We start from the raw sequence: 22924 nt of genomic DNA, 5'->3' as shown, positions 1-22924 counted from the left end.
AGGGGGAAGCGTTACGGTCCGTACAGATAGGAACTTACGGCGTTAGGAGGCGGGCATGAATATCGAATTCGAACCGTTCCTCTCAACACCATGGCTCATCGGCATTCTCGTACCGCTGGCATTGCTGGTTCTGGCAACTGTCGCCCTGCGCATGCGCGGCGGGTTGATCCGTCTTCTGGCCGCCGCAGCCCTTGCCTTGGCGCTCTTCAACCCGGTGGTGATCAATGAAGAGCGCGAGCCGTTGAAAAGCGTTGTCGCTGTCGTGGTGGACCGCAGCCAGAGCCAGGAACTTGGGACACGCCGCGCCGACACCGATGCCGCTTTGAAAGCCGTGCAGGATCAGCTTGCCACCATGCCGCAATTTGAAACGCGCGTGGTGGAAACCGGCAAGCCGGACGAAAACGAGGATGGCTATGCGACGCGGCTTTTCGGGCCGCTGGCTCGGGCGCTGCTCGACGTGCCGCCAACCCGTGTTGCGGGCGCGATCATGATCACCGACGGACAGGTGCACGATACGCCCGCCAACAAGAATGCGCTGGGCTTCGACGCGCCTTTGCATGGACTGGTGACGGGCAAACCGGACGAATTCGACCGTCGCATCCGCTTCAACAAGGCCCCGCGCTACGGCATCAGCGGCAAGCCGCTTGAAATGTCGTTCACGGTCATCGACGAAGGCAAAAGCCTCGGCAGCCCTGCGCCGGTGGAAATCCGCGTCAATGGCGAAGCGGTTTCGCAGGAACAGGCACAGGTGGGGCAGGAAACATCTGTTACCATCACCTTGCCGCGCGCCGGTGTGAATATCGTTGAAATTGCCACGCCCGCGATTCCGGGTGAAGTGACCGAGGCCAACAACCGTGCAGTGGCAACCGTGGACGGTATCCGCGAAAATCTGCGCGTGCTTCTCGTCTCCGGCGAGCCGCATAATGGCGAGCGCACCTGGCGCAATCTGCTGAAATCCGACGCTGCCGTGGACCTCGTCCACTTCACCATTTTGCGCCCGCCGGAAAAGCAGGACGGCACGCCGATCAATGAATTGTCGCTGATCGCCTTCCCGACGCGTGAACTGTTCGTGGACAAGGTCAACGAGTTCGATCTCATCATTCTGGATCGCTACCAGCATCGCGATGTGCTGCCGCTGCTCTATTACGATTACATCGCGCAATATGTGGAAAACGGCGGCGCGCTGCTGGTTGCAGCCGGGCCGGAATATGCAGGCGAAATGTCGATTGCCCGCACGCCACTTTACAACGCCCTGCCCGCCATGCCGACCGGCACGGTGACCGAAAAAGCGTTCTATCCCCGCCTGACCGTTCTCGGCAAACGCCACCCCGTCACACGCGGTCTCGATGGCAGCGAGCAGGAGCCGCCCCATTGGAGCCGCTGGTTCCGCACCATCGACATCACCGCGCCGCAGGGCGAAACCGTGATGAGCGGTGCCGATAACAAGCCGCTTCTGGTTCTCAATCGCGTCGGGAAAGGCCGCGTCGGCATGTTCCTGTCCGATCAGGGCTGGCTATGGGCACGCGGCTTTGAAGGCGGCGGTCCCTATGCGGCGCTCTATCGCCGCATTGCCCACTGGCTGATGCAGGAGCCGGAGCTGGAAGAAGAAGCGCTCACCGCCGCAGGCAATGGCCGCACCTTGAGCATTCACCGTCAAACGATGGGCGATAATCCGGGCACCGCGACCGTCACAACGCCTGCTGGCAAGACGTTGCAGGTCAATCTCGCACAGAACAAGCCGGGCCTGTTCGACGGTTCGCTGCAAACCGACGAGATCGGCGTCTTCCGGATCAAGAACGGCGATCTGGAGACGCTGGCCCATGTCGGACCCGTCGATGCACCGGAATTTGCCGACAGCATTTCAACCGTGGATCGCCTGAAACCCATTGCTGAAGCGACCGGCGGTTCAGTCCATCGCGTGCGTGCAAGTGCCGACAGCGCCGTGCGGGTTCCGTCGATTACCGCGGTTGCCGCCAATCGCACAGCCCGCGGCAATGACTGGATTGGCCTGCGTGAAACCACCGACACGCAGCTCAAAAGCGTGAACCGTCTGCCGTTGTTCTCCGGCTTCCTGGCGCTCGCTGCCCTGCTCTTGGTCTTTGGCGGCATGTGGTATCGCGAAGGGCGGTAATCCGCCCTCGCACACCATTCTTCGTCTACACCTCGTTGCCCCCTCATCCTGAGCAGGTGCGAAGCACCGTGTCGAAGGACGAGGCACGCGCTGGTTTCCCCTCTCCTTCGATCCTTCAAAAATCTCAGGATGATGCGCCGTCTTCGACGGCTCCTCAGGATGAGGGGAAAAGCAAACGTTCCCACAAATCAAAGATTAAACTGAAAATCAGGCCCGGTTGGCGTGGCGCACAATGCCGCTGACGCCGCTTGCGGCACCGGCAGTGAGTTCACAGGCAAGCATCCGGCGCGGATCGACCGGTGCGGGCATGACCATGGAGCCATGCGGCACCATCTTGAAGCCGAACGGACCATAATAAGGTTCGTCACCCACCAGAATGACCAGCTTGTGTCCCGCCTTCGTCGCCGCTTCCAGCGACTGGCGCATCAGCGTGCCGCCAATGCCCCGCTTCTTCCATTCAGGCCGCACGGCAAGCGGCCCCAGCAACAGTGCTGGTGTCTTGCCGATCACAACCGGCGTCAGCCGCACGGAACCCACCACTATGCCCCCCATCAGGGCAACGAAGGAAAGGCTCAGATCATGCGGACCGCCTTCACGGATGAAATGGGCGGCACGGGTAAAGCGTCCCGGTCCGAAAGCTTCGGCATTGATGGCTTCGATTTCAATGTCGTGCGCCGGGCATTCCTGCGCGTAGGTCAGTTCAAGCTGCTGCATGGGCTTAAGATCACAATTGGAGACTTCAGGGACCGTCAGGTCAATGGAATGCACTCCGCGCTCGCAGCGCGGTCCAAGTTTCATCGTCGGATGAAAAGCATTTCCATTACGTGTCTCCCGGGCGATCGAACATTGGATGATCGCAAATTGGAACTCCCATTACACCAAATTGAGCAGAGGTAAAACCATTTTTTTCAAAATGGCAGTTTCGACTTCTCTTTTTGGCAACGTGACGCACTGTTTACGAGTTGAGATACTGCAAATGCCGCCGTTTCGATCTATTTGTTCAACGCATTATCCCACGCAAAACCGCTTCGCACTTTTGCTGGAAATGCTTAGCTGCCAAAAGGAGAAATCACATGGGACTTCTGGTCGATGGCAAGTGGCAGGATGTCTGGTACGACACCAAGAGCACAAAAGGCCGCTTTGAACGCTCGAAATCGCAATTCCGCAACTGGGTAACCGCGGACGGCAGCGCCGGTCCGACTGGCGAAGGCGGTTTCAAGGCCGAGCCGGGCCGCTATCATCTTTATGTTTCCTATGCATGCCCATGGGCGCATCGCACGCTGATTTTTCGCGCGCTGAAGAAACTGGAAGATGTCATTTCGGTTTCGGTCGTCGATTTTCTGATGGTGGAAGAAGGCTGGACCTTTTACGGCACCACCGGCAGCACCGGTGATGATCTGTACGGCTCCAAGCGCCTTTATGAAATCTATACCCGCGCCGATCCCAACTATTCCGGCCGCGTGACTGTGCCGGTCCTGTGGGACAAGCAACGCCAGACGATCGTTTCCAACGAGTCGTCGGAAATCATCCGCATGCTCAATACGGCTTTCAATGAATTCGGCGATGCCTCGCTCGACTTCTATCCGGAAGCGCTGGCGGCTGAAATCGATGCACTCAACGATTTCATCTATCCAAACATCAACAATGGCGTTTATCGCGCTGGCTTCGCCACCGAGCAGGATGCTTATGAAGAAGCGTTCAAGCAGCTATTCGCCGCGCTCGACACACTGGAAGACCGCCTGTCCCGCCAGCGTTATCTGACAGGCTCAAGCCTGACGGAAGCGGATTGGCGTCTGTTCACGACGCTTTTGCGCTTTGATCCGGTCTATGTTGGTCATTTCAAATGCAATCTGCGCCGGATCGCCGATTATCCGAACCTGTGGAACTATACGCGCGAGCTGTATCAGGTGCCGGGCGTGGCCTCGACGGTGAATATGGAACATATCAAGGGCCATTATTACCGCAGCCACAAGACGATCAACCCAACCGGCGTTGTGCCGATGGGCCCGGAAATCGACTTTGCCGCCCCGCATGACAGGGATCGTTTTTCGAAGAGTTAACCGGCCCGACCGCGACTGCGCTTTTCCTGCAACAGTGCGGTTTCTAATATCAGCACTCTCTCATTCTCTTGCGCCCCTTTGATCTCGATCAATGGGGCGCGAGGCAACGCAGTTCAGATTGGATGCATCCCCCAGGACGACACCCAAGACTGCACTGTGACTAAGGAGAGATTTGATGAACCGATTTGCGACAGGGCTGCTTGCAGCAACCGCGCTGACATTTGCCGCCCCGGCCGCCTTTGCCGCCGACACTGTGGTGGCCCAGCCAGCCTCTGAAATTCAGGCTGTGCCAGAAGCGCTTTCACCATGGCAGATCCGCGTGCGCGCCCTTGGGGTCATTGCGGAGAACAAGGGCCATGTGAATGGTGTTCCGGGTTCCGACCTCGACTACTCGAAGTCGATCACGCCCGAACTCGATATCACCTATTACTTCACGGACAATATCGCCGCCGAACTCATTCTCGGCACGACCTATGCCAATATCAACGGCGCAGGCTCCATCAGCAGTCTTGGCAAGGTCGGCAAGACCTGGATTCTACCGCCCACCCTGACACTGCAATATCACTTCACCAATTTCGGCGCGTTCAAGCCTTATGTCGGTGCAGGCGTCAATTACACCATCTTCTACAATCAGGATGCAGGCAGCGCCGACTATCTGAAGGTCAAGAACACGTTTGGCGGCGCACTCCAGTTCGGTGTGGACTATATGATCGACGAACATTGGGGCCTGAACTTCGACGTGAAGAAGCTGTTCCTCGAACCGAAGTTCGACGTCACAGTCGGCGGACAGGAACTGAGCGGCAAAGCCAAGCTCAATCCGTGGCTGATCGGCACCGGTATCACCTACCGTTTCTAATTTCAGACTATTTTAAAGGGCGCATCCTGCGCCCTTTATACCAAAGTATTACAGAGTATCTCCGCCCGGCGTTAAACAAAACCGCCGGGCACAAGTGGTATTACCACATCGGCAGCGGCTCCAGATCATACAGGGCTTCCTGCAAACGCCGCTTGGTTGAAGCTGTGGTTCCTTCCGGAAGATCGTCGAGCGGAAAGAAACCGCTCTCGGCAATCTCTCTATCGGGCACTTTCGGCGCAAGTTGTTCAAAAGAACGGCATACATACAGTGCTACATGATCCCGTGGAGAAGCATGGGCATTCTTGTAAAGCGCAAGAAGTTGGGGGCGGCCTTTCAGGACAATATTACCCTCTTCCCGCAGTTCTTTTTCTAGCGCCTGCTGAAAAGTCTCCCCACTATCTACACCGCCGCCCGGTAACTGCCATCCCGGTACGTAAGTATGTCTTACTAAAAAAACAGAGTTAATCTTTTCATCATACACAATTGCCCTTACCCCAAGTGTCATGGGGCGCCGCAAAAGAAAATATGAATGAAATATAAAATGACGAAAGCGCATTCCGACTCTCCAGCAAACATTATATGCAGTTATCAATGCAGCAATCGCATCAACAAAAAGTCGCTAAACACGGTTTCTATTTTAGAAATTATCCAGTAAACGGGCCTTATGTTTCGCCTCGCTCACATCTCCGATATCCACCTTTCGCCACTGCCGCGTGTGAGATATCGCGAATTGGCCTCGAAGCGTATCACCGGTTATATCAACTGGCTGCGCAACCGCAAGGGTGCAATGCACGGAACGGTGCTCGATAAACTTGTAGCCGATATGCTGGCGCAAGCGCCGAATCATATTGCCGTCACTGGCGATCTGGTCAATCTGGCTCTCAATCTGGAAATAGATATCGCCGCCGACTGGCTGTCGAAACTGGGCAACCCGGATGATGTCTCGGTCGTGCCCGGCAATCACGATGCCTATGTCCCCGGCGCGCTCGACCGGTCCTGCCGCAAATGGGAACCGTGGATGCGCGGCGACGGCATCGGCAACAAGGGCAAGCGCCCGCAATTTCCTTATATGCGTGTGCGCGATGATGTCGCGATGATCGGCGTTTCGTCAGCCCGCGCTACGGCACCTTTCATGGCGAGCGGCGATTTTCGTTCAGCGCAGGCCAAGCGTCTTGCCGCCACACTCGATGAGGCAGGTGCGCGCGGGCTTTTCCGGGTGGTGATGATCCATCATCCGCCGATCCACGGTGCAACGCCGACCCACAAGCGGCTTTACGGCATCCGCCGTTTTCAAAAGATCATCCGCAAGTATGGCGCGGAACTGGTCATTCACGGCCACACGCATCTGGCGACGAAATATGAAATCGACGGACCGAACGGCAAAGTGCCTGTGATCTGCGTCCCGTCGGCCAGCCAGAACTATGGCGGCCACAAACCGCCTGCCCGCTACAATCTCTTCAACATCGACCGCAAGCCGGATGGCGGCTGGCATTGCCTGTGGGAACAGCACGGCATCGAAGATGCAAGCGAGCGCATTTTCAAGATATCCGAGCAGGAACTCTACAAATGAAAAAGGCGGCACAGTGTGCCGCCTTTTTTGTTCAATAGCCTTCGGTTACTGACCGATCACCCGGTTGGCCGCCGATACGATGGCTTCCAGCGATGCGCTGACGATATTGTCGTTGATGCCGGCACCAAACAGCTTGCCACCCGGATGCGCCATTTCAACATAGGAGATGGCCGACGCATCCGAACCCTGCTGGAGCGAATGTTCGGAATAATCCACGACCGACATCTTCACGCCGAGATATTTGGACAGCGCGTCGACAAAGCCATCAATCGGACCGGTGCCCTTGCCTTCTATATTCTTGGTCACGCCGTTATCGGTGATTTCGGCGGTGAGAATGCGGCGACCCTTCTGTTCAGGATCCGGTATGGTGTGGTGATCCACGAACTTGATGCGAGCATCCGGCTGCGTCACATAGAGCTTCTGGAACTCTTCATGAATGCGCTTGGACGGCAATTCCTTGCCTTCGTCGTCGGTGATCTGCTGGATGATTTCGCGGAACTCGACCTGCAGATTGCGCGGCAGGTTCAAACCGTAATCGGCCTGCAGGATATAGGCGATGCCGCCCTTGCCCGACTGCGAATTGATGCGGATGATCGCTTCGTAGGAACGGCCAACGTCCTGCGGGTCGATCGGCAGATAAGGCACTTCCCAAACCGGCGAATTGGCCGACTTGCGCGCCTTCATGCCCTTGTTGATCGCATCCTGATGCGAGCCGGAGAAAGCGGTATAGACCAACTCGCCGACATAGGGGTGACGCTCTGCGATCTTCAGCTGGTTCGAATATTCATAGACATCCTTCATGCGATTGATGTCCGTGCAATCCAGCTCGGGATCGATGCCCTGCGTATACATGTTCAGCGCCAGCGTCACCACGTCCACATTGCCGGTGCGCTCGCCATTGCCAAACAAGGTGCCTTCTACACGATCGGCACCGGCCATCAGGCCCAGTTCCGTCGCAGCGATGCCCGTACCGCGGTCATTATGCGGGTGCAACGAAATGATCAGGTTTTCGCGATTGTCGAGATTGCGGCACATCCATTCGATCTGGTCGGCATAGACATTCGGCGTGTTCATTTCCACCGTAGACGGCAGATTGACGATCAGCTTGTTGTCCGCCGTCGGCTTCACGATCTCGATGACCGCATTGCAGATTTCCAGCGCCACATCCAGCTCGGTGCCGGTAAAGCTTTCCGGCGAATACTGGAAGCGATAACCGCCACCTGCCTTGGCCGCCATATCCATGATCATCTTGGCCGCATCGGTCGCGATCTGCTTGATCCCGCCAACATCCTTGGCGAAAACCACGCGGCGCTGCAATTCGCTGGTGGAATTGTAGAAGTGGATGATCGGCGTCTTTGCGCCTTCCAAAGCTTCGAATGTGCGGGTGATCAGTTCAGGACGGCACTGCACCAGCACCTGCAAATCCAGCTCGTCCGGCACATTGCCCTGCTCGATAGCCCAGCGGCAGAAGTCGAAATCCGTCTGCGAGGCAGATGGAAAGCCGATTTCGATTTCCGGGAAACCCATATCGACCAGCAAGCGGAACATGCGCTCCTTGCGGTCGTGACCCATCGGGTCGATCAAAGCCTGATTGCCGTCGCGCAGATCGACCGAGCACCAGATCGGCGCTTTTTCGATGCGCTTGGATGGCCAGGTACGGTCGTCGAGCTTGGGAGCCGGGAATGGCGAATATTTGGTGGCTGCATCCCGCATGCCTTTACGTTCGGCTTCGGCGACAGATTGCGGCGTGATAACGGACTGGTTCATTTCTCGTTTCCTCCCGGCTTCTGGACGGCATTAAAGCCCGTCAAGCACGGATATTCTTGATCGATTGTAGGGTTTTATGAAAAGGAGCACAGGCCAGCGGGACCGTTTTCGACCGCCGGACGCTCCTTCAACGAGCCCGGCGATCGCCGCTAAGGCCGAGGGTAAGAAGCGAGTTGAGAACGCAAACATCGACGCGCGCGCCAGTGGCGGCAGCCGAATGTCCCAGAGATGTTGCGTTCTTCGTCATCATGGTCAAGCTTTTACACGCGCGATTTGACCGATGCAAGATGCATTTACGCCAGTTGCTTCGGTCAGCACGGTATTTCAATCAGGCAAAGGGAACCGCACTTGTACCCAAAGGCAATTTCGCCTCGTCTTCCGGTTCAACATGGATGACGACGCGGGCGCTGCCGATCTGCTCTTTCAGGGCATCTTCAATGCGGTCGCAGATCACATGTGCATCGCCGACGCTCATGTCCGCAGCCACAACCAGATGAAACTCGATGAAGGTGACGCGCCCGGCGATACGCGTTTTCAAGTCGTGCACTTCAATGGCGCCTGCTGCATTGGACGAAATGACATCGCGGATGCGCATTTCCTCGGCAGGCTCGACGCCAATATCCATCAAGCCCTGCACCGACGAGTTGATCACGTGCCAGCCCTGCCACAGAATATTCAGCGCCACGACAATGGCGAGCAGCGGATCGAGGATTGCCCAACCGGTGACGACAGCACCCACCAGACCGACCAGCACGCCCAGCGACGTGAATACGTCGGTCATGATGTGTTTGCCGTCGGCTTCTAGCGCTGGAGACCGTGCCGCACGCCCAGTACGGATCAGGAGCGTGGCCCAGACGCCATTGATGACAGCGGCAACTGTATTGATGCCAAGGCCAAGCCATGGTGCTTCGAGCTGGCGCGGGGTCTGCAAGGCAAACCAAGCCTCGCGGAAGATCAACAGCGCCGCAACGGTGATCAAAACGCCCTCGACAACCGCCGAAATATATTCCGCCTTGTGATGGCCAAACGGGTGATTTTCATCGGCGGGCTTATAGCTCACGCTGATCGCCCACCAGGCGCCCACTGCCGCGATGACATTGACGATGGATTCGAGCGCATCGGAATAGAGCGCCACCGAGCCGGTGAGCATATAAGCCACATATTTCAGCCCCATCACCCCAAAGGCAATGGGAATCGACCATGCGGCTAGCCGCCGAACTCTTGCACTCGCGTCCATGACGAACCTTTGATTTATCTAATTACTGCCCGAGACAGGCCCAAAAACCGGACCTTGATCAATTCAGGCTCATGCATATTGGGCTCATGCGCACCGGCTTTGGCTTGAAATTAGCTTTCAGAGCCGGTCAGTCCTATGCAACTGCATTGTCTAAAGCGCATCTTATCCAAAAACCGTTTCACACTTTTTGAGATGTGCTTCAATGACCGCTCTATACCCCAGAACAATCGAAGTTCGTACCCCTGTTTTTTCAGTTATCGCATTTAATTTTTCCTGCAAATGCAAGGCATTACAGTTGCAAATGCGTTGCCAGAGCAAGCCGCGGAAACGCACCGTCGAATTCCAAAAACAAAACCGGCCGCAGGATGACTACGACCGGTTGAATATCAACGCGATGAAGCGCCTTTTCAGTAGTTGCTGCGGCGCGCTTTTTTGTGTTTGCCCGCCAGATGCGTCACCACATTCTCGATTATGCGCATACCGGCATTATGACCGAGCGTCATGATCGATTCCGGGTGGAACTGAACAGCCGCCACCGGCTCCTTCTTATGCTCGAAAGCCATGATCACACCGTCTTCGGTTTCCGCCGTGACGAGGAAATCATCCGGCAGACGCTCCGGATCGGCGAAGATCGAATGGTAGCGCCCGACCGTCACTTCCTTCGGCAGACCGGAGAAAATGCGTTCCGGCTTCGACACGCGAATGCGCGACGGCTTGCCATGCATCGGAATACGCAACTGGCGCAACGTGCCGCCATAGGCTTCCGCCAGAGCCTGAAGGCCGAGGCAGACGCCGAAGATCGGCAGTTCGCGCTTGCGCGCCTTGTCGATGGTTGCCTTGCAGTCGAAATCCTGCGGCGAACCCGGCCCCGGCGAAAGCACCACGAGATCAGGATTGACGCGGTCGAAAATATCGTCGGCGACTGGCGAGCGCACCGTCGATACGGTTGCGCCCGTCTGGCGGAAATAATTGGCCAGCGTGTGTACGAAGGAATCTTCGTGATCCACCAGCAGGACCGAGATGCCCTCGCCTACCTTGGCGGCCACACGTTCTTCAGCAACATGATTGCTCTTCTGCGCCTCACGCACAGCCGCGATCATCGCCGAAGCCTTCAGCTCGGTTTCCGCCTCTTCTTCTTCCGGGTTGGAATCAAACAGCAGCGTTGCACCGGCACGGATTTCAGCCACGCCATCCTTGATGCGGATGGTGCGCAGCGTGAGACCGGTGTTCATGTCGCCGTTGAAATGCATCATGCCGATGGCGCCGCCATACCATGCACGCGGGCTGCGCTCGTTTTCCTCAAGAAAACGCATCGCCCACAATTTCGGCGCGCCGGTCACGGTCACAGCCCATGCATGGCTGAGGAAACCGTCGAAAGCATCCATACCGTCACGCAGGCGACCTTCAATATGATCAACCGTATGGATCAGGCGCGAATACATTTCGATCTGGCGGCGACCAATCACCCGCACCGAACCCGGCTCGCAGACGCGGCTCTTGTCGTTGCGGTCGACATCCGAACACATGGTCAGCTCGGATTCGTCCTTCTTGGAATTGAGCAGTTTCAGAATCTGCTCCGAATCCGAAATCGCATCCTCCCCGCGCTTGATCGTGCCCGAAATCGGGCAGGTTTCGATGCGGCGGCCATTGACGCGCACGAACATTTCCGGCGATGCGCCAACCAGATATTCGTTCTCGCCCAGATTGATGAAGAAGGAATAAGGCGACGGATTGATCGTCTTCAGGCGACGGAAGATTTCCGACGGTGCAGTGTGGCAACGCTCATAGAAGGTCTGACCCGGCACGACCTCGAACAGATCGCCGCGCTTGAAGCTATCCTTGGCGCGCTCGACCAGCTTGGCATATTCGCCCGGATTATGATCGCCACGCGGCAATGTGCGTTCCGAAGGCTTGAACGCCTCGGCAGGCGTTGCCCGCGCAAGACCATGCGTCGAGGAACCGCCGCAGGTGAATTCATAACGATCGACCCAGGCGCGTGCTGCATAGTGGTCGGCGACGAAGATCTCGTCGGGAATGAACAGCACCAGATCGCGCTGGGTTTCCGGGCGCTTGAGCTTGTACTGGATCGGGTCGAACTGGAACGCCAGATCGTAACCGAAAGCACCGTAAAGGCCGAGATTGGCATCTTCTTCCGAGAAGAACAGCCCGACAATGGCGCGCAGCACCGTGAACACCGAAGGCATGCGCGAACGCTCTTCTTCGGTAAATGTGCCGGTCGGCTCCGCGATGGTCAGCTCGATGCGATCCTGCGTGGACGTATCCACCGTCACTTCGCCCAAGGCCTGTACCGTATCGAGAATGGGGCGCAGCAGGATGACGCCACGGGCGTTCAACGCCTCAATGCGCATGGTGCGCTGGCGCGACGTGATCACCACTGGCGGATCGACGATTGCCGTGTCCCATCGCGTATAGCGGCCCGGATATTCGTAGTTGGACGAGAACACCGCACCGCGTCTTTCATTGAGCACATCGATATAGGTTTCGATGGCGCCCTTATACGCAGTGAGATGGCGCACGCGCTCGACGACAATGCCGCCAGCCGTTTCGTGCTGAAATATCTCGCTATCCGCTATCTTCGCATTCATGGTCGGCTAATCCCAATTGCTTTCGTTTTCGAATAATTCCGGGCTTCGGTCCCATTCGGGCAGCCAAACAAAAAGGCCGCCCGGATAATCCCAGCGGCCCTGTCTCCTGAACGCATATGCGCAAACGCCTGCGTGGCCGCTTTTAGCGAGCCCACCACCAACCGTTGATGCGAATGTGCGAAATGTTCATGGGCGCTAGTGTTAGCGTTCCGCCGGGCGGCTTGCAACCGGAAAATTGTGGCCTCGCATTTTTCCCGACAGACCCGAGACCCGGCCCCGATGAGCCGACCCTGTGAAAATTGTCAGGCCTATACCTGTCAGAATTATGCTAAGCCTTCGGAACCGAAAAAAGAAAAGTCCGGACACCACGGAAGGTCCGGACTTTTCCCTGTCCTTAATGAGGACATACAGACAAGGAAGCGGGGTGCCTTGCCTGATCAAAACGAGGCTCCTCGCCCCCCAAATGACTAAATTTATACGTGCAATACGACTTTCAGTATGGCTAATCACTACCATGGGTTGCATGTAGTTGGCAACTAGTAATTGATTCGGGGCCGCCTGTTCGTATTTGGGACATGGCTCACCAGTCCCCGCAAATTTGTCAGCCTTCTGAACAAGTTTCGTCTTGCGCCCAGCGCGGATTTCAGATTCATTCCCGTGACTTAATTCAGAATGAACGCATGAAGAAAAGAGTCGCCGCAAACAGGCGACCAGTTGGGGACACACGCATGAAGAACCTTGATGCCATGGACAGGAACATCCTACAGGCCCTTCAGGAGAACGGGCGCCTGACCAATACCGAGCTTGCCGATCGCATCAATCTCTCGCAGACAGCGACTGCCGAACGCGTCAAGCGCCTGACCCGGGAAGGCTATATTCTGGGCTATTCGGCACGGCTGTCGCCCAAGATGCTCGACCGCGCCATGCTGGTTTTCATCGAGATCAAGCTCGACCGCACGACGCCGGAAGTCTTCGAGACCTTCGCGACGTTCACGCGCAACAATCCAGACGTTCTCGAATGCCATATGGTGGCAGGCGGCTTTGACTATCTCGTCAAGGCCCGCGTTTCCGACATGGATCATTATCGCCGTTTCCTGTCGGAAGCGCTTCTTTCTCTGCCCGGCGTGCGGGAATCGCACACCTATGCCGTCATGGAAGAAGTCAAGGAAACCGCGCATATCGCGGTATAAAAGGCCTCTCATGGCCATCGCCACGCTGACAGGATCCTTCCTGCTCCAGCAATGAATGCTTGCCAGAATTCATTTGCGGGTATATACCCGCATTATGGCACATTCTTGTTTCTGCATACTTCTGCGTCAGGCATCGCGCAAAACCTCCGCCATCTATGACGAGGCGCTGGCGCCGCTTGGCATCAATGTCGCACAGTTCAGCCTGCTGCGTCGGCTTGACCGCGCGGGCACACTGTCGATCACCGAACTGGCGCGCACGGCCGAGCTTGATCGTTCCACGATGGGGCGCAACGCCAAGGTGTTGCAGCGCATGGGACTGGTTGAGCCCGGCCAGGGCGAAGACCATCGCGAAACCAATATCAGATTGACCAATACAGGCCGGGAGCTTCTCACCCGTGGCGGTCCGCTCTGGGATAAAGCCCAGGAAGAAATCGAAGAAAAACTTGGAAATAACGGGGTCGAACAGTTGCAGGCGCTGCTTCAGGCACTCTGAAGCCCGTCGGACGCGACCCTCTAACTGAACTGACTTGACTGGAAACAATGACGGAGCGCGCTTCTGCGGCTACGCGCAAAGAAGCTCGCCTTCCTATCCGTGGCCATTTCTGCAAAAATGGTCCTAACCGAAAGCGCTCAAGATGATATCTGCCCGCCTCGCACGCGTTCTCGAACAGAGAAACATCCATTACGGATGGGTTGTCGCCGCCATTACCTTCCTGACCATGCTGGCAACGGCTGCCGCCATGGGGTCGGCAGGCATATTGATCGAACCGCTCCAGCGCGAATTCGGCTGGACCAACGCCAATATCTCTTTTGCCATGGCGCTTCGTTTGGTTCTGTTCGGCCTGATGGGACCGTTTGCGGCCGCCTTCATGAACCAGTTCGGCCTCCGCCGCGTTGTGACCGCAGCGCTGATCCTGATCGCCAGCGGCCTTCTCGGCTCCATCTTCATGACGGAGGAATGGCAGATGGTGGGCCTCTGGGGCGTCGTGATCGGTGTCGGCACCGGCATGACCGCGCTCGTGCTGGGTGCAACGGTTGCCGCCCGCTGGTTTGAAAAGCGCCGTGGTCTTGTGGTCGGCCTGATGACCGCCAGCAATGCCACCGGCCAGCTGGTTTTCATGCCGATCCTCGCCAGTGTCAGCCAGACCATTGGCTGGCGCACATCGCTCACCATCGTCATTGGTTTCCTGACCGTTGCGCTGTTGCTGGTTCTCGCTTTGATGCGCGATCACCCGGCAGATATCGGCCTGAAACCCTATGGCCGCACGGCTCCACTGCCAGCACCTGAACCGAAGAAGAGCTTTGGCGCCATGCTTGCCTCGCCGCTGGTGACCCTGCGCGAAGCGTCCTCGACCTCCACTTTCTGGGTGCTGTTCCTGACCTTCTTCGTCTGCGGCTTTTCGACAAACGGCCTCATCCAGACCCACTGGATCACGCTTTGCGGTGACTACGGCATCGCGCCGGTCGGCGCAGCCGGTATCCTCGCAGTCATCGGCGCATTCGACCTGATCGGCACGATCATGTCCGGCTGGCTCTCCGACCGTTTCGACAATCGCTGGCTGCTGTTCTGGTTCTATGCGCTGCGCGGCCTGTCGCTGATCTATCTGACCTTCACCGACTTCTCGGTTTATGAACTGGCGCTGTTCGCCGTCTTCTACGGTCTGGACTGGGTCGCAACCGTACCACCGACGGTGAAGCTTGCCGCCGAACGTTTCGGCCCGGAAAAGGCCGGTCTGGTCTTTGGCTGGGTGTTCACCGGTCACCAGATTGGCGCCGCTGCTGCCGCCGGTTTTGCGGGCTTCGTCCGCACCGACTATGACAGCTATACGCCAGCCCTCGTTCTGGCTGGCGCCATGTGCCTTGCGGCGGCGGCGATGGTGTTCATCATCAACCGCCCTGCCCCGCGCGTCGTTCTGCAGGCTTCATGACGCGACCGGCTTTTTGCCCTTCCTGTTCAGTGCCAGCACACCGACACTGATCAGGAGGGCGGCGAGCGTGTCGGCAAAGCCCGGCACTTCGCCAAGCAGGACAAGGGCAAGAACCAGCGTGATGACGGGGATCAGCGCCGAAAGTGCGGCCCCGGCCGCCGTTCCCAGCAGAACAACAGCGCGGTTGAAGGCAAAGACGCCAAAGGCCGAAGTGAGAACGCCCTGATAAAACCCTTGCAGGGTGATATCGCCCCAGGATGTTGCACCGAGCCCCATGGGCAGGAAAAGCGCATAGATCGGCAGATAGAACAGTGCCGAGGCGACAGCTGAAATCGCCGTCGCATGCAGCCCGTCCATCCCCTTGCTGCGAAACACCATGACATAGATCGCCCATATGAGCGCCGCGGCAAAGAAGGCGATGTGTCCGACCATTTCCTGTCCGCCCAGTTGCGACAGTCCCGCGATCAACATGCTGCCGATCAGGATCAGAACCACCCCGAGCCAGCGCGACATTGCAAGACGTTCTCCCAGAAACACCACGCCCAGAATGGCCACGAGCACCGTCATGATGCCCGGAATGAGCGCTGCCGCATGGAATGCCGGGGCGAATTGCAGACCATAGGCGGTCATCAGGGCATAGGGCGCGCCTGCGCCGGAAACCAGAAGGACAAAGCCCAGCGGTCCAAGCTGCCGGAAGCCGAAGCCTTTCATGACTACGACCGGCAGCAGCACCAGCCCCGCCACACCAAAACGCAAAGCGATGATGTCGAAAGGCGTGAGCGCGGTCTTGAACCCAAAACGCGTCAGAACGAACGATCCGGACCACACCAAAACCCCGGAAAGCCCCCAGGCAAGACCGCGTATGGTATCGGATGTCGAAGGTGTCGGGGTGTTGTCGGCAATGGCGGTCATGGTTGCTCGCTGCAGGATGGTCGAAGAATAGCCGGACTATTGCACTCTTCGCCGTAGCGAACACCACGGATAAGTGAGATATGAGATATTAGAGTTTCTTATGCCGCTTTGCTTTTGGCGTCTTGCGCTACATCGCAGAACCGCTCGACCAGATGCCGGACAGGACTGTCGGCCCGAAAAACGATATAGACGGTGCGAAATGTCGGCGGATCGAGGCGAAGCGCCCGCAATCCGTGCAGGTCCGCCCCCGGCAGGCTGATCTCCGATAAAAGCGTCGTGCCGATGCCATGCCGCACCATTTCCAGCACGGTGGCTACATCACGGGTGCGCACCTGCTCGCTGCAGGTCTTACCGTCGCCATGAATGATGCGGTCAATGATCATTTCACAGCCCGCAGCAGCAATCAGCTGGCGATCCCGCAGGGTCTCGACGGCGATCCTGTCATGTCGCATGAAAGGATCGTCGCTGCGTCCCACCACGACAAGCTCCTCCTGACCGATGTCGCATGCTTCCAGCTCCGGCGCGGGCAACGAGGTTATGCCAAGATCGGCAATGCCATCCCGCACCCATTGGCTCACGACATCATGTCCGCCCTCGAACGCGCTGAGTTCAATAGCCGGATAGAGCCGCTGAAAAACTTTCCGCAAACCGGGCAAGGCATATTCGAGCTGGCTTGGAATGGCCGCGACACGGAGCCGCTCGGGCCCTGCCGAAACATTGCTTCGTGCTCGCAGCTCGATCCTGTCCACCGCCGCAAGAGCGGTCCTGGCATCGTCGAGGATAGACTGGCCAAAGGCCGTCAGGGTTGCCCCATCGCGTTTGCGGGCCAGCACATCAAGGCCCAGTATCTTTTCCAGCGTCGCAATCGCCTGACTGGCTCCCGATTGCGTCAGCCCCAGCTGGCGCGCCGCAGCACCGACGCTGCCGGTTTCAGCGACAGCTTGCAGCAGACGTAACTGGACCAGACTGATCTTCATGTTCTCGATTCCGGGTTCAATCGCTCAACAATGCATCGCCCCAGTCGGCGCGGCGCGCCCAACGGAACAAGTCGCCGTCGCGCTTGGTCAGCAGGCGCTCCTCGGCTCTGCCGTCATCCTTGCAGAGTTTAACCGAAACTTTGCCGCCGCCAACCCTCGTCGGCGCAACAACCCGCGCTTCAACAGCATCGGATGGTTCGCGCACGGCGGCGAGATAAATAAACTTCTCATCCTCCCACGGCACTTCCGCATCCTTGGTCATGCGGTGAATGCGCGAACGGGCAACGCGGCGCGAGAAATGGCACCAGTCCGGCGCGACCAGCGGGCAATCCAGCTGGTGCGGGCATGGCGCGGCAATCGTCGCACCCCGTCCGATCAGCGCCATGCGTGCATCAAGAATGCGCTGCCAGCCCGCAGGCGTGCCCGGCTCGACAATCACGAACATCTGCCGTGCAGACGTCCAAAGCTGCGCAACCAGCTTGCGCCGATCATCAGGCGCCAGCTCATCCAACACATAGGCAATGGTGACGAGATCAGCTTGCGGAAAATCGAGCTTTTCCTTCACCACATCGCCAGCGCGCCAGTCCAGCGATGCCAGACCGCTCTGTGTGGCCAGACTGCTACCAACGGCGCGAATGGCCGGGCTTGCTTCGATCATTGTGGCGTTTTCAAGCGACTGCCAGCACCCCCGGGCTGCCCATAGCGCCGTACCCGGGCCAGCGCCAACATCCAACATCGATTGTGGCGCGAAATCCGGGCAAACTTCCGCAGCACTTTCGAGGCTTGCGCGCACCGCCGCATAAGTGGCAGGCAAACGCGCCGCGAGATAGGCTTTCGCGGCCAGATCGTCGGAAATATGCAGGCGACCGTCCCGCGTCTCGGCGCGATAGCGGCGCGACAGAAGATCGGAGGCGCGCTTGAGATCGGCCAATGCCACGCCCTCAAGCGCGGCATCCACCGCCTGACGCAAAATCGGAGGCAGTTCCATTGCCCGTCAGCGCTCCAGAACCTGCTTCACGTCGACCAGATTGGAACGAACGCGCAGGATATAGAAGCCCATTGTGGTCAGATGCGACGGGGTAAACCACGCATCCGGGCTGCCGTTGGAAACGATGAAAGGCTGCATGTCGAGCGCCGAACGCATCTGCTTTTCCATCTCGTCCCACACACCGTCGAGGTGCTTTTCAGCCAGCACGCCACGGAAATCGGAATGCGCCGAGCGGAGCAGGCCGTAATAGGCGTAGAGCTGACCATAGGCGAACCAGAAGCGGTCATCCGCACGGGTGTCGAACCAGCCATTATGATAGTTTTCCGCGCGGTCCTTGAGGATCGCCGAGGTGGAACCCAGATCGCTGGCGATACGGTCGACAAACTGGATCAGATTGTCGGCGCGGGCATCAAACGTGGCCTGACAGTTTTCAAGGCGCGTATTGAACGAACGCAGATCCTTGATTGCCGAACGATAATAGCTTGGCGTCGGGGTCTTCGGACCGAACGGGCTCAGACCGAAATACCAGGAATCCTCGGCAAACTGCAAATTGCCACGCGCCTTTTGCAGATCGCCATCGATCTGCGATGTGCCGCGCAGACGGCCGATATTGTCCACCAGTTCAATCGCCGTACGACGCACGGCGGCATTGATACCACGCTGGAACGAGGCCTTGTTGTCGAGGAACGGTGTGCGATCCCAGTCGAGGCCGAAGAAACCGGCCTTGTAGAGCAGCATGGAGGAAATCCACGCATTCTGGTTCACGTTGAAATCGGTGAGGTCTGCGGCAACCTCGGCAATCGCCGAACGCGAGCACTTGCGCGCCGTTGACGGAATTTGTGCCGCCTGAACCGGCTGTGCAGTCTGTGGCGTTTCGGAAGAAGGCTGGTCATTGCCCGATCCGGCCGCAGTTCCGGTGGAAGGTGCCGGTTCCGGAGCTTGTGCTGGCGCAGCGGGTGCGGACTGCGAACTTACTTCCTCGCCGGGCGTGTTGGCGGTCTGATAACTATACTTTGCCGGATAGTCCGGATCGAAATTGGTCCAGACCTGAGTCTGCCAGATAAAATAGATATAGAGCGCAGCCAGACCGACCACGACGACGCCAATTATGGCTTTCCACAATATTCCGAACTTAAGATAAAGCCGCCACAAAGCGGCCAGCGGAACGGCTATCAGCCGGGCCAGACCCGCAATCATACGACCTAGGAAGGAGAAAACGGCCCGCACTGCATTCCACACTATCGATCATCCTTCATTTGGCCCGCAATTCCGGGGCTTCGAACCATTTTCACTCACGCGCCGATCCGTCCGCAAAAAACGTCGTTTCCCGAAAAGGCGTGAGCAAGAAACGTTGTTCCCTTTCAAATAGAGTGCGCTTGTCTTTTCGACAACCGGGATCGCTCATCCAACTGATTTTATCCGGCATTTTGGCGTGGCAGGGTTGAAACCGGGGGGCCGATCCGTAACATGGCGCAACTTCGAGCCGTTCCAGAAAAAGTGCGGGATATTTTTCATTCTCATCACGACAAAAGAGACAGACGTCGCAATCGAGAATATTTTCGCCGCTGTGGTACTTGAACGGCGCAATCTTTGGTGTTTGCTAAAGCCGGAACCGGAAAAATAAGCAAACCGTCAAAACGGCCCGGAAATGGAGAGAACAATGAAACTGACCTATACGCTTGCCTTTGCTGCGCTTGCCACGGGAACGGCAATGCTTGCAGCACCCGGCGCCAGCTTTGCGGAAGAGCCGAAAAGCTGCTCGACGGTGCGCTTCTCCGATGTCGGCTGGACCGACATTACCTCGACAACTGCGGTTGCGACCGAAATTCTCAAGGGCCTCGGCTACAAGACCGATATCAAGGTTCTTTCCGTGCCGGTGACCTATGCGTCGCTGAGCAAGAAGGACATTGATGTCTTCCTCGGCTACTGGAACCCTTCCATGAGCGCCGATCTCAAGCCTTATCTGGATGACAAGAGCGTCGAGACGCTGCGCACCAATCTGACCGGCGCGAAATACACGCTTGCCGTGCCGACATATGCCGCCAATGAAGGCCTCAAGGACTTCAAAGATATCGCCACCTTCAAGGACAAGCTTGGCGGCAAGATTTATGGCATCGAGCCGGGCAATGACGGCAATCGTCTGATCCTCGACATGATCAACAAAGACGCCTTCGGCCTGAAGTCGTTCGAACTGGCGGAATCCTCCGAACAGGGCATGCTTGCGCAGGTCGCGCGCGCCGTCAAAAGCAAGGAGCCGATCGTGTTCCTCGCATGGGAACCGCATCCAATGAACAAGCGCTTCGAGATCACCTATCTCACCGGCGGCGATGACTTCTTCGGCCCGAATCTCGGCGGCGCCAAGGTCGAGACCAATGTGCGCAAGGGCTACACGCAGGAATGCCCGAATGTCGGCAAGTTCCTGACCAATCTCGAATTCAACCTCGATCTCGAAAACGAGATCATGGGCAAGATTCTCGATGACGGTCAGGAGCCTTCAAAGGCGGCAACCGACTGGCTCAAGGCAAATCCGGCTGTGCTCGACACGTGGCTCGCTGGCGTGACGACCGTTGACGGTAAGGAAGGTCTGCCTGCTGTCAAATCGGCCCTCGGCCTCTGACGCGCAGCATTCGCAGGCCGCGGCTAAACCCGCGGCCTCGTTATTTGCGGGTAGCCGTATCCTTTCCATCAAAAAACGCAGCAGGAGACTTCATCGTTGAACTGGCTGACGGACTATAAAATCCCGGTTGGACCGACTGCAAAAACGGTCGTGGACTGGCTGACGAACAATATGGGCGGATTTTTCGACCTGCTGGCAGCGGTCATGCAAAGCATGATCGACGCCCTGCTCTTCGTCCTGAAACTGCCCCATCCCCTGCTCCTGATCGCCATATTCGCGGTGATTGCCTGGTTTATCCAGCGGCGCATTTCTGTGGTCGTCCTGACGATCCTGGGCTTTCTGTTCATTCTCAATCAGGGTTACTGGGACCGGACGCTGGAAACACTGACGCTGGTGCTTTCATCCTGCGTTCTCTGCATGGCCATTGGCGTTCCGCTCGGCATTGCCGCAGCCCATCGCCCCACCCTTTATGCCGCCATGCGCCCCGTGCTTGATCTGATGCAGACGCTGCCAACCTTCGTCTATCTGATCCCGGCGATTGTGTTTTTCGGCATCGGCATGGTGCCCGGCCTGCTTGCCACAGCGATTTTCGTTCTGCCCGCGCCGGTGCGCCTGACGCATCTTGGTGTTTCCTCCACCCCATCCTCGTTGATCGAGGCGGGCGAAGCCTTCGGCGCCTCGCGATCGCAGCTTCTCTGGAAGATTGAGCTACCCTATGCCATGCCGCAAATTCTGGCGGGTCTGACCCAGACGATCATGCTGTCGCTTTCGATGGTGGTTATTGCAGCCCTTGTCGGTGCCGACGGCCTAGGCGTTCCGGTGGTTCGCGCGCTCAACTCGGTCAACACCGCGCTCGGCTTCGAGGCAGGCCTTGTCATCGTCGTGGTCGCCATCGTGCTCGACCGCATCTTCCGCGCTGGCAGGGAAAAATAGCATGGTCCCGAAAAGTGGGAACCGGTTTTCGGTTCGGATCATGCTCAAACAAAAGTCAGGAGATTGCGGATGACCATTATCGCACTCGAAGACGTCTGCATCATTTTCGGCAAGAACACGGACAATGCGCTGGCGCTGGCCGATGGCGGCGCAACGCGATCCAAGATTCAGGCCGAAACCGGTCATGTACTCGGCGTCCATAATTGCACGCTCGATATTGAAGAAGGCGAAATCCTTGTTCTGATGGGCCTGTCCGGTTCCGGCAAGTCCACGCTGCTGCGCGCCATCAACCGGCTTAACCCGATCTCGCGCGGTCGCGTCACAGTACAGGACGGCGACCGTGACATCGATGTCGGCAAAGCGGATCGCAACACGCTTCGCCACCTACGCACCGAACTCGTTTCGATGGTGTTCCAGCAATTCGGTTTGCTCCCGTGGCGCACCGTTGAGGAGAATGTGGCTTTCGGGCTGGAAATCTCCGGCATGGGCAAGGAAGACCGCATCAATAAGGCCCGCCAGCAGCTTGAACTGGTTGGCCTACAGGACTGGGCCAAGCGCAAGGTCGGCGAACTCTCCGGCGGTATGCAGCAGCGTGTCGGCCTCGCCCGCGCCTTTGCTACCGGCGCGCCAATCCTGCTGATGGACGAGCCGTTCTCGGCGCTGGACCCGCTAATCCGCACGAGGTTGCAGGACGAGCTTCTGGCCTTCCAGTCGCGGCTGAAGAAAACCATCGTTTTTGTGAGCCACGATCTCGATGAAGCCATGAAAATCGGCAACCGCATCGCGATCATGGAAGGCGGGCGCATCGTGCAATGCGGAACACCGCAGCAAATCCTGCTGCAGCCAGCCGATCAGTATGTCGCCGATTTCGTCGCGCATATGAACCCGCTTGGCGTGCTGCGCGCAGGCGATATCATGACGCCGTTCGACCGCAACGCCGCTCCGCGCCCCTTTGCGGCAACGGCACGCCGGGAAACGCTGGTGCGCGAGCTGATGAACGCCGTTGCAGACAGTAACGGCGATGTCGGCATCGTCGAGAACGGAAACATTGTCGGCAAGGTCGCGGCGGACGATATCGTCCGGGCGCTTGCCTGGCACCAGCAGCGTTGACACGCTTCTTGAACGGCAGTCGATACATCAATGAAAAATTGC

19 protein-coding genes are annotated in these 22924 nt (G+C 57.8%); 10 read left to right on the top strand and 9 right to left on the bottom strand.

Annotation, left to right across the window (positions count from 1 at the left end):
* Positions 1 to 55: 55 nt before the first annotated feature.
* Positions 56 to 2131 (top strand): glutamine amidotransferase, encoded by a 2076-nt coding sequence (locus tag FHW00_RS04905; RefSeq protein ID WP_078338768.1) that lies wholly within the window; start codon positions 56 to 58, stop codon positions 2129 to 2131.
* A gap of 207 nt (positions 2132 to 2338) precedes the next feature.
* Here the strand turns inward: FHW00_RS04905 and FHW00_RS04900 are convergent, their stop codons facing one another.
* Positions 2339 to 2845 carry a GNAT family N-acetyltransferase gene (locus FHW00_RS04900; protein ID WP_078338873.1) on the bottom strand — a complete coding sequence of 169 codons (507 nt, stop codon included), beginning with the start codon at positions 2843 to 2845 and terminating at the stop codon, positions 2339 to 2341.
* Between the two features lie 359 nt (positions 2846 to 3204).
* On the opposite strand from FHW00_RS04900, the gene FHW00_RS04895 reads away from it, so the two are divergent.
* Together FHW00_RS04895 and FHW00_RS04890 are read left to right on the top strand one after the other, a co-directional pair.
* Complete coding sequence (locus FHW00_RS04895; protein ID WP_078338769.1) at positions 3205 to 4191, top strand: glutathione S-transferase family protein; 987 nt, start codon at positions 3205 to 3207, stop codon at positions 4189 to 4191.
* A 175-nt stretch (positions 4192 to 4366) separates the two neighbouring features.
* The gene (locus tag FHW00_RS04890) at positions 4367 to 5047 is read left to right on the top strand and encodes an OmpW/AlkL family protein (RefSeq protein ID WP_078338770.1); all 681 of its coding nucleotides are present in this window, start codon (positions 4367 to 4369) and stop codon (positions 5045 to 5047) included.
* Between the two features lie 100 nt (positions 5048 to 5147).
* Here FHW00_RS04890 and FHW00_RS04885 read toward each other — a convergent pair whose 3' ends face one another.
* Positions 5148 to 5603: an NUDIX domain-containing protein gene (locus FHW00_RS04885; protein WP_078338771.1), complete on the bottom strand. Its 456-nt coding sequence runs from the start codon at positions 5601 to 5603 to the stop codon at positions 5148 to 5150.
* A gap of 108 nt (positions 5604 to 5711) precedes the next feature.
* Here FHW00_RS04885 and FHW00_RS04880 point away from each other — a divergent pair, with 108 nt between their 5' ends.
* Positions 5712 to 6617, top strand: a complete 906-nt coding sequence (locus tag FHW00_RS04880; RefSeq protein ID WP_078338772.1) for a metallophosphoesterase family protein — start codon at positions 5712 to 5714, stop codon at positions 6615 to 6617.
* Positions 6618 to 6662: 45 nt separating this feature from the next.
* Here the strand turns inward: FHW00_RS04880 and leuA are convergent, their stop codons facing one another.
* From leuA to FHW00_RS04865, 3 genes are all read right to left on the bottom strand, one after another.
* Positions 6663 to 8384, bottom strand: a complete 1722-nt coding sequence (gene leuA, locus FHW00_RS04875) for a 2-isopropylmalate synthase (protein WP_078338773.1) — start codon at positions 8382 to 8384, stop codon at positions 6663 to 6665.
* A 328-nt stretch (positions 8385 to 8712) separates the two neighbouring features.
* Positions 8713 to 9621, bottom strand: a complete 909-nt coding sequence (locus tag FHW00_RS04870) for a cation diffusion facilitator family transporter (protein ID WP_078338774.1) — start codon at positions 9619 to 9621, stop codon at positions 8713 to 8715.
* Between the two features lie 407 nt (positions 9622 to 10028).
* Complete coding sequence (locus tag FHW00_RS04865; RefSeq protein ID WP_078338775.1) at positions 10029 to 12227, bottom strand: anthranilate synthase component I; 2199 nt, start codon at positions 12225 to 12227, stop codon at positions 10029 to 10031.
* A gap of 728 nt (positions 12228 to 12955) precedes the next feature.
* On the opposite strand from FHW00_RS04865, the gene FHW00_RS04860 reads away from it, so the two are divergent.
* The 3 genes from FHW00_RS04860 (at position 12956) to FHW00_RS04850 (ending at position 15345) form a co-directional block, all read left to right on the top strand.
* Positions 12956 to 13417, top strand: a complete 462-nt coding sequence (locus tag FHW00_RS04860; protein ID WP_078338776.1) for an Lrp/AsnC ligand binding domain-containing protein — start codon at positions 12956 to 12958, stop codon at positions 13415 to 13417.
* Between the two features lie 94 nt (positions 13418 to 13511).
* Positions 13512 to 13910 carry a MarR family winged helix-turn-helix transcriptional regulator gene (locus FHW00_RS04855; RefSeq protein ID WP_078338777.1) on the top strand — a complete coding sequence of 133 codons (399 nt, stop codon included), beginning with the start codon at positions 13512 to 13514 and terminating at the stop codon, positions 13908 to 13910.
* Between the two features lie 142 nt (positions 13911 to 14052).
* Positions 14053 to 15345, top strand: coding sequence for an MFS transporter (locus tag FHW00_RS04850; protein ID WP_078338778.1), 1293 nt, complete (start codon positions 14053 to 14055; stop codon positions 15343 to 15345).
* Here FHW00_RS04850 and FHW00_RS04845 read toward each other — a convergent pair.
* From FHW00_RS04845 to FHW00_RS04830, 4 genes are all read right to left on the bottom strand, one after another.
* Positions 15340 to 16257, bottom strand: a complete 918-nt coding sequence (locus FHW00_RS04845; RefSeq protein ID WP_078338779.1) for a DMT family transporter — start codon at positions 16255 to 16257, stop codon at positions 15340 to 15342. The two genes, FHW00_RS04850 and FHW00_RS04845, sit on opposite strands and share 6 nt — an antisense overlap.
* A 98-nt stretch (positions 16258 to 16355) precedes the next feature.
* Positions 16356 to 17234 (bottom strand): LysR family transcriptional regulator, encoded by an 879-nt coding sequence (locus FHW00_RS04840; protein WP_078338780.1) that lies wholly within the window; start codon positions 17232 to 17234, stop codon positions 16356 to 16358.
* A gap of 16 nt (positions 17235 to 17250) precedes the next feature.
* On the bottom strand, positions 17251 to 18222 hold the full coding sequence (locus tag FHW00_RS04835; RefSeq protein ID WP_078338781.1) for a small ribosomal subunit Rsm22 family protein: 972 nt from the start codon (positions 18220 to 18222) through the stop codon (positions 17251 to 17253).
* 6 nt (positions 18223 to 18228) lie between these two features.
* The gene (locus FHW00_RS04830) at positions 18229 to 19419 is read right to left on the bottom strand and encodes a DUF2333 family protein (protein WP_078338782.1); all 1191 of its coding nucleotides are present in this window, start codon (positions 19417 to 19419) and stop codon (positions 18229 to 18231) included.
* Between the two features lie 451 nt (positions 19420 to 19870).
* Here FHW00_RS04830 and FHW00_RS04825 point away from each other — a divergent pair, with 451 nt between their 5' ends.
* The 3 genes from FHW00_RS04825 (at position 19871) to choV (ending at position 22882) form a co-directional block, all read left to right on the top strand.
* Positions 19871 to 20839, top strand: a complete 969-nt coding sequence (locus tag FHW00_RS04825) for a choline ABC transporter substrate-binding protein (protein ID WP_078338783.1) — start codon at positions 19871 to 19873, stop codon at positions 20837 to 20839.
* Positions 20840 to 20935: 96 nt separating this feature from the next.
* A complete protein-coding gene (choW, locus tag FHW00_RS04820) occupies positions 20936 to 21772 on the top strand; it encodes a choline ABC transporter permease subunit (RefSeq protein WP_078338784.1) in 837 nt (278 codons plus the stop codon).
* 69 nt (positions 21773 to 21841) lie between these two features.
* Positions 21842 to 22882 carry a choline ABC transporter ATP-binding protein gene (choV, locus tag FHW00_RS04815; RefSeq protein ID WP_078338785.1) on the top strand — a complete coding sequence of 347 codons (1041 nt, stop codon included), beginning with the start codon at positions 21842 to 21844 and terminating at the stop codon, positions 22880 to 22882.
* Positions 22883 to 22924 lie beyond the last annotated feature (42 nt).

This window comes from Ochrobactrum sp. P6BSIII (assembly GCF_014138065.1).
Classification (GTDB): Bacteria; Pseudomonadota; Alphaproteobacteria; order Rhizobiales; family Rhizobiaceae; genus Brucella.
The sequence above is the reverse complement of the archived record's forward strand: the minus strand, read 5'-3'. Positions and strand labels throughout refer to the sequence as shown.

Bases quoted from the DNA above. Each gene is read 5' to 3' on its own strand.
- leuA (WP_078338773.1), bottom strand. From the start codon at position 8,384: ATGAACCAGTCCGTTATCACGCCGCAATCTGTCGCCGAAGCCGAACGT.
- FHW00_RS04845 (WP_078338779.1), bottom strand. From the start codon at position 16,257: ATGACCGCCATTGCCGACAACACCCCGACACCTTCGACATCCGATACC.
- FHW00_RS04885 (WP_078338771.1), bottom strand. From the start codon at position 5,603: ATGCGCTTTCGTCATTTTATATTTCATTCATATTTTCTTTTGCGGCGC.
- choV (WP_078338785.1), top strand. From the start codon at position 21,842: ATGACCATTATCGCACTCGAAGACGTCTGCATCATTTTCGGCAAGAAC.
- FHW00_RS04840 (WP_078338780.1), bottom strand. From the start codon at position 17,234: ATGAAGATCAGTCTGGTCCAGTTACGTCTGCTGCAAGCTGTCGCTGAA.
- FHW00_RS04830 (WP_078338782.1), bottom strand. From the start codon at position 19,419: ATGATTGCGGGTCTGGCCCGGCTGATAGCCGTTCCGCTGGCCGCTTTG.
- FHW00_RS04860 (WP_078338776.1), top strand. From the start codon at position 12,956: ATGAAGAACCTTGATGCCATGGACAGGAACATCCTACAGGCCCTTCAG.
- FHW00_RS04850 (WP_078338778.1), top strand. From the start codon at position 14,053: ATGATATCTGCCCGCCTCGCACGCGTTCTCGAACAGAGAAACATCCAT.
- FHW00_RS04890 (WP_078338770.1), top strand. From the start codon at position 4,367: ATGAACCGATTTGCGACAGGGCTGCTTGCAGCAACCGCGCTGACATTT.
- FHW00_RS04870 (WP_078338774.1), bottom strand. From the start codon at position 9,621: ATGGACGCGAGTGCAAGAGTTCGGCGGCTAGCCGCATGGTCGATTCCC.
- FHW00_RS04835 (WP_078338781.1), bottom strand. From the start codon at position 18,222: ATGGAACTGCCTCCGATTTTGCGTCAGGCGGTGGATGCCGCGCTTGAG.
- FHW00_RS04895 (WP_078338769.1), top strand. From the start codon at position 3,205: ATGGGACTTCTGGTCGATGGCAAGTGGCAGGATGTCTGGTACGACACC.
- FHW00_RS04865 (WP_078338775.1), bottom strand. From the start codon at position 12,227: ATGAATGCGAAGATAGCGGATAGCGAGATATTTCAGCACGAAACGGCT.
- FHW00_RS04905 (WP_078338768.1), top strand. From the start codon at position 56: ATGAATATCGAATTCGAACCGTTCCTCTCAACACCATGGCTCATCGGC.
- FHW00_RS04855 (WP_078338777.1), top strand. From the start codon at position 13,512: ATGGCACATTCTTGTTTCTGCATACTTCTGCGTCAGGCATCGCGCAAA.
- FHW00_RS04825 (WP_078338783.1), top strand. From the start codon at position 19,871: ATGGAGAGAACAATGAAACTGACCTATACGCTTGCCTTTGCTGCGCTT.
- FHW00_RS04900 (WP_078338873.1), bottom strand. From the start codon at position 2,845: ATGCAGCAGCTTGAACTGACCTACGCGCAGGAATGCCCGGCGCACGAC.
- FHW00_RS04880 (WP_078338772.1), top strand. From the start codon at position 5,712: ATGTTTCGCCTCGCTCACATCTCCGATATCCACCTTTCGCCACTGCCG.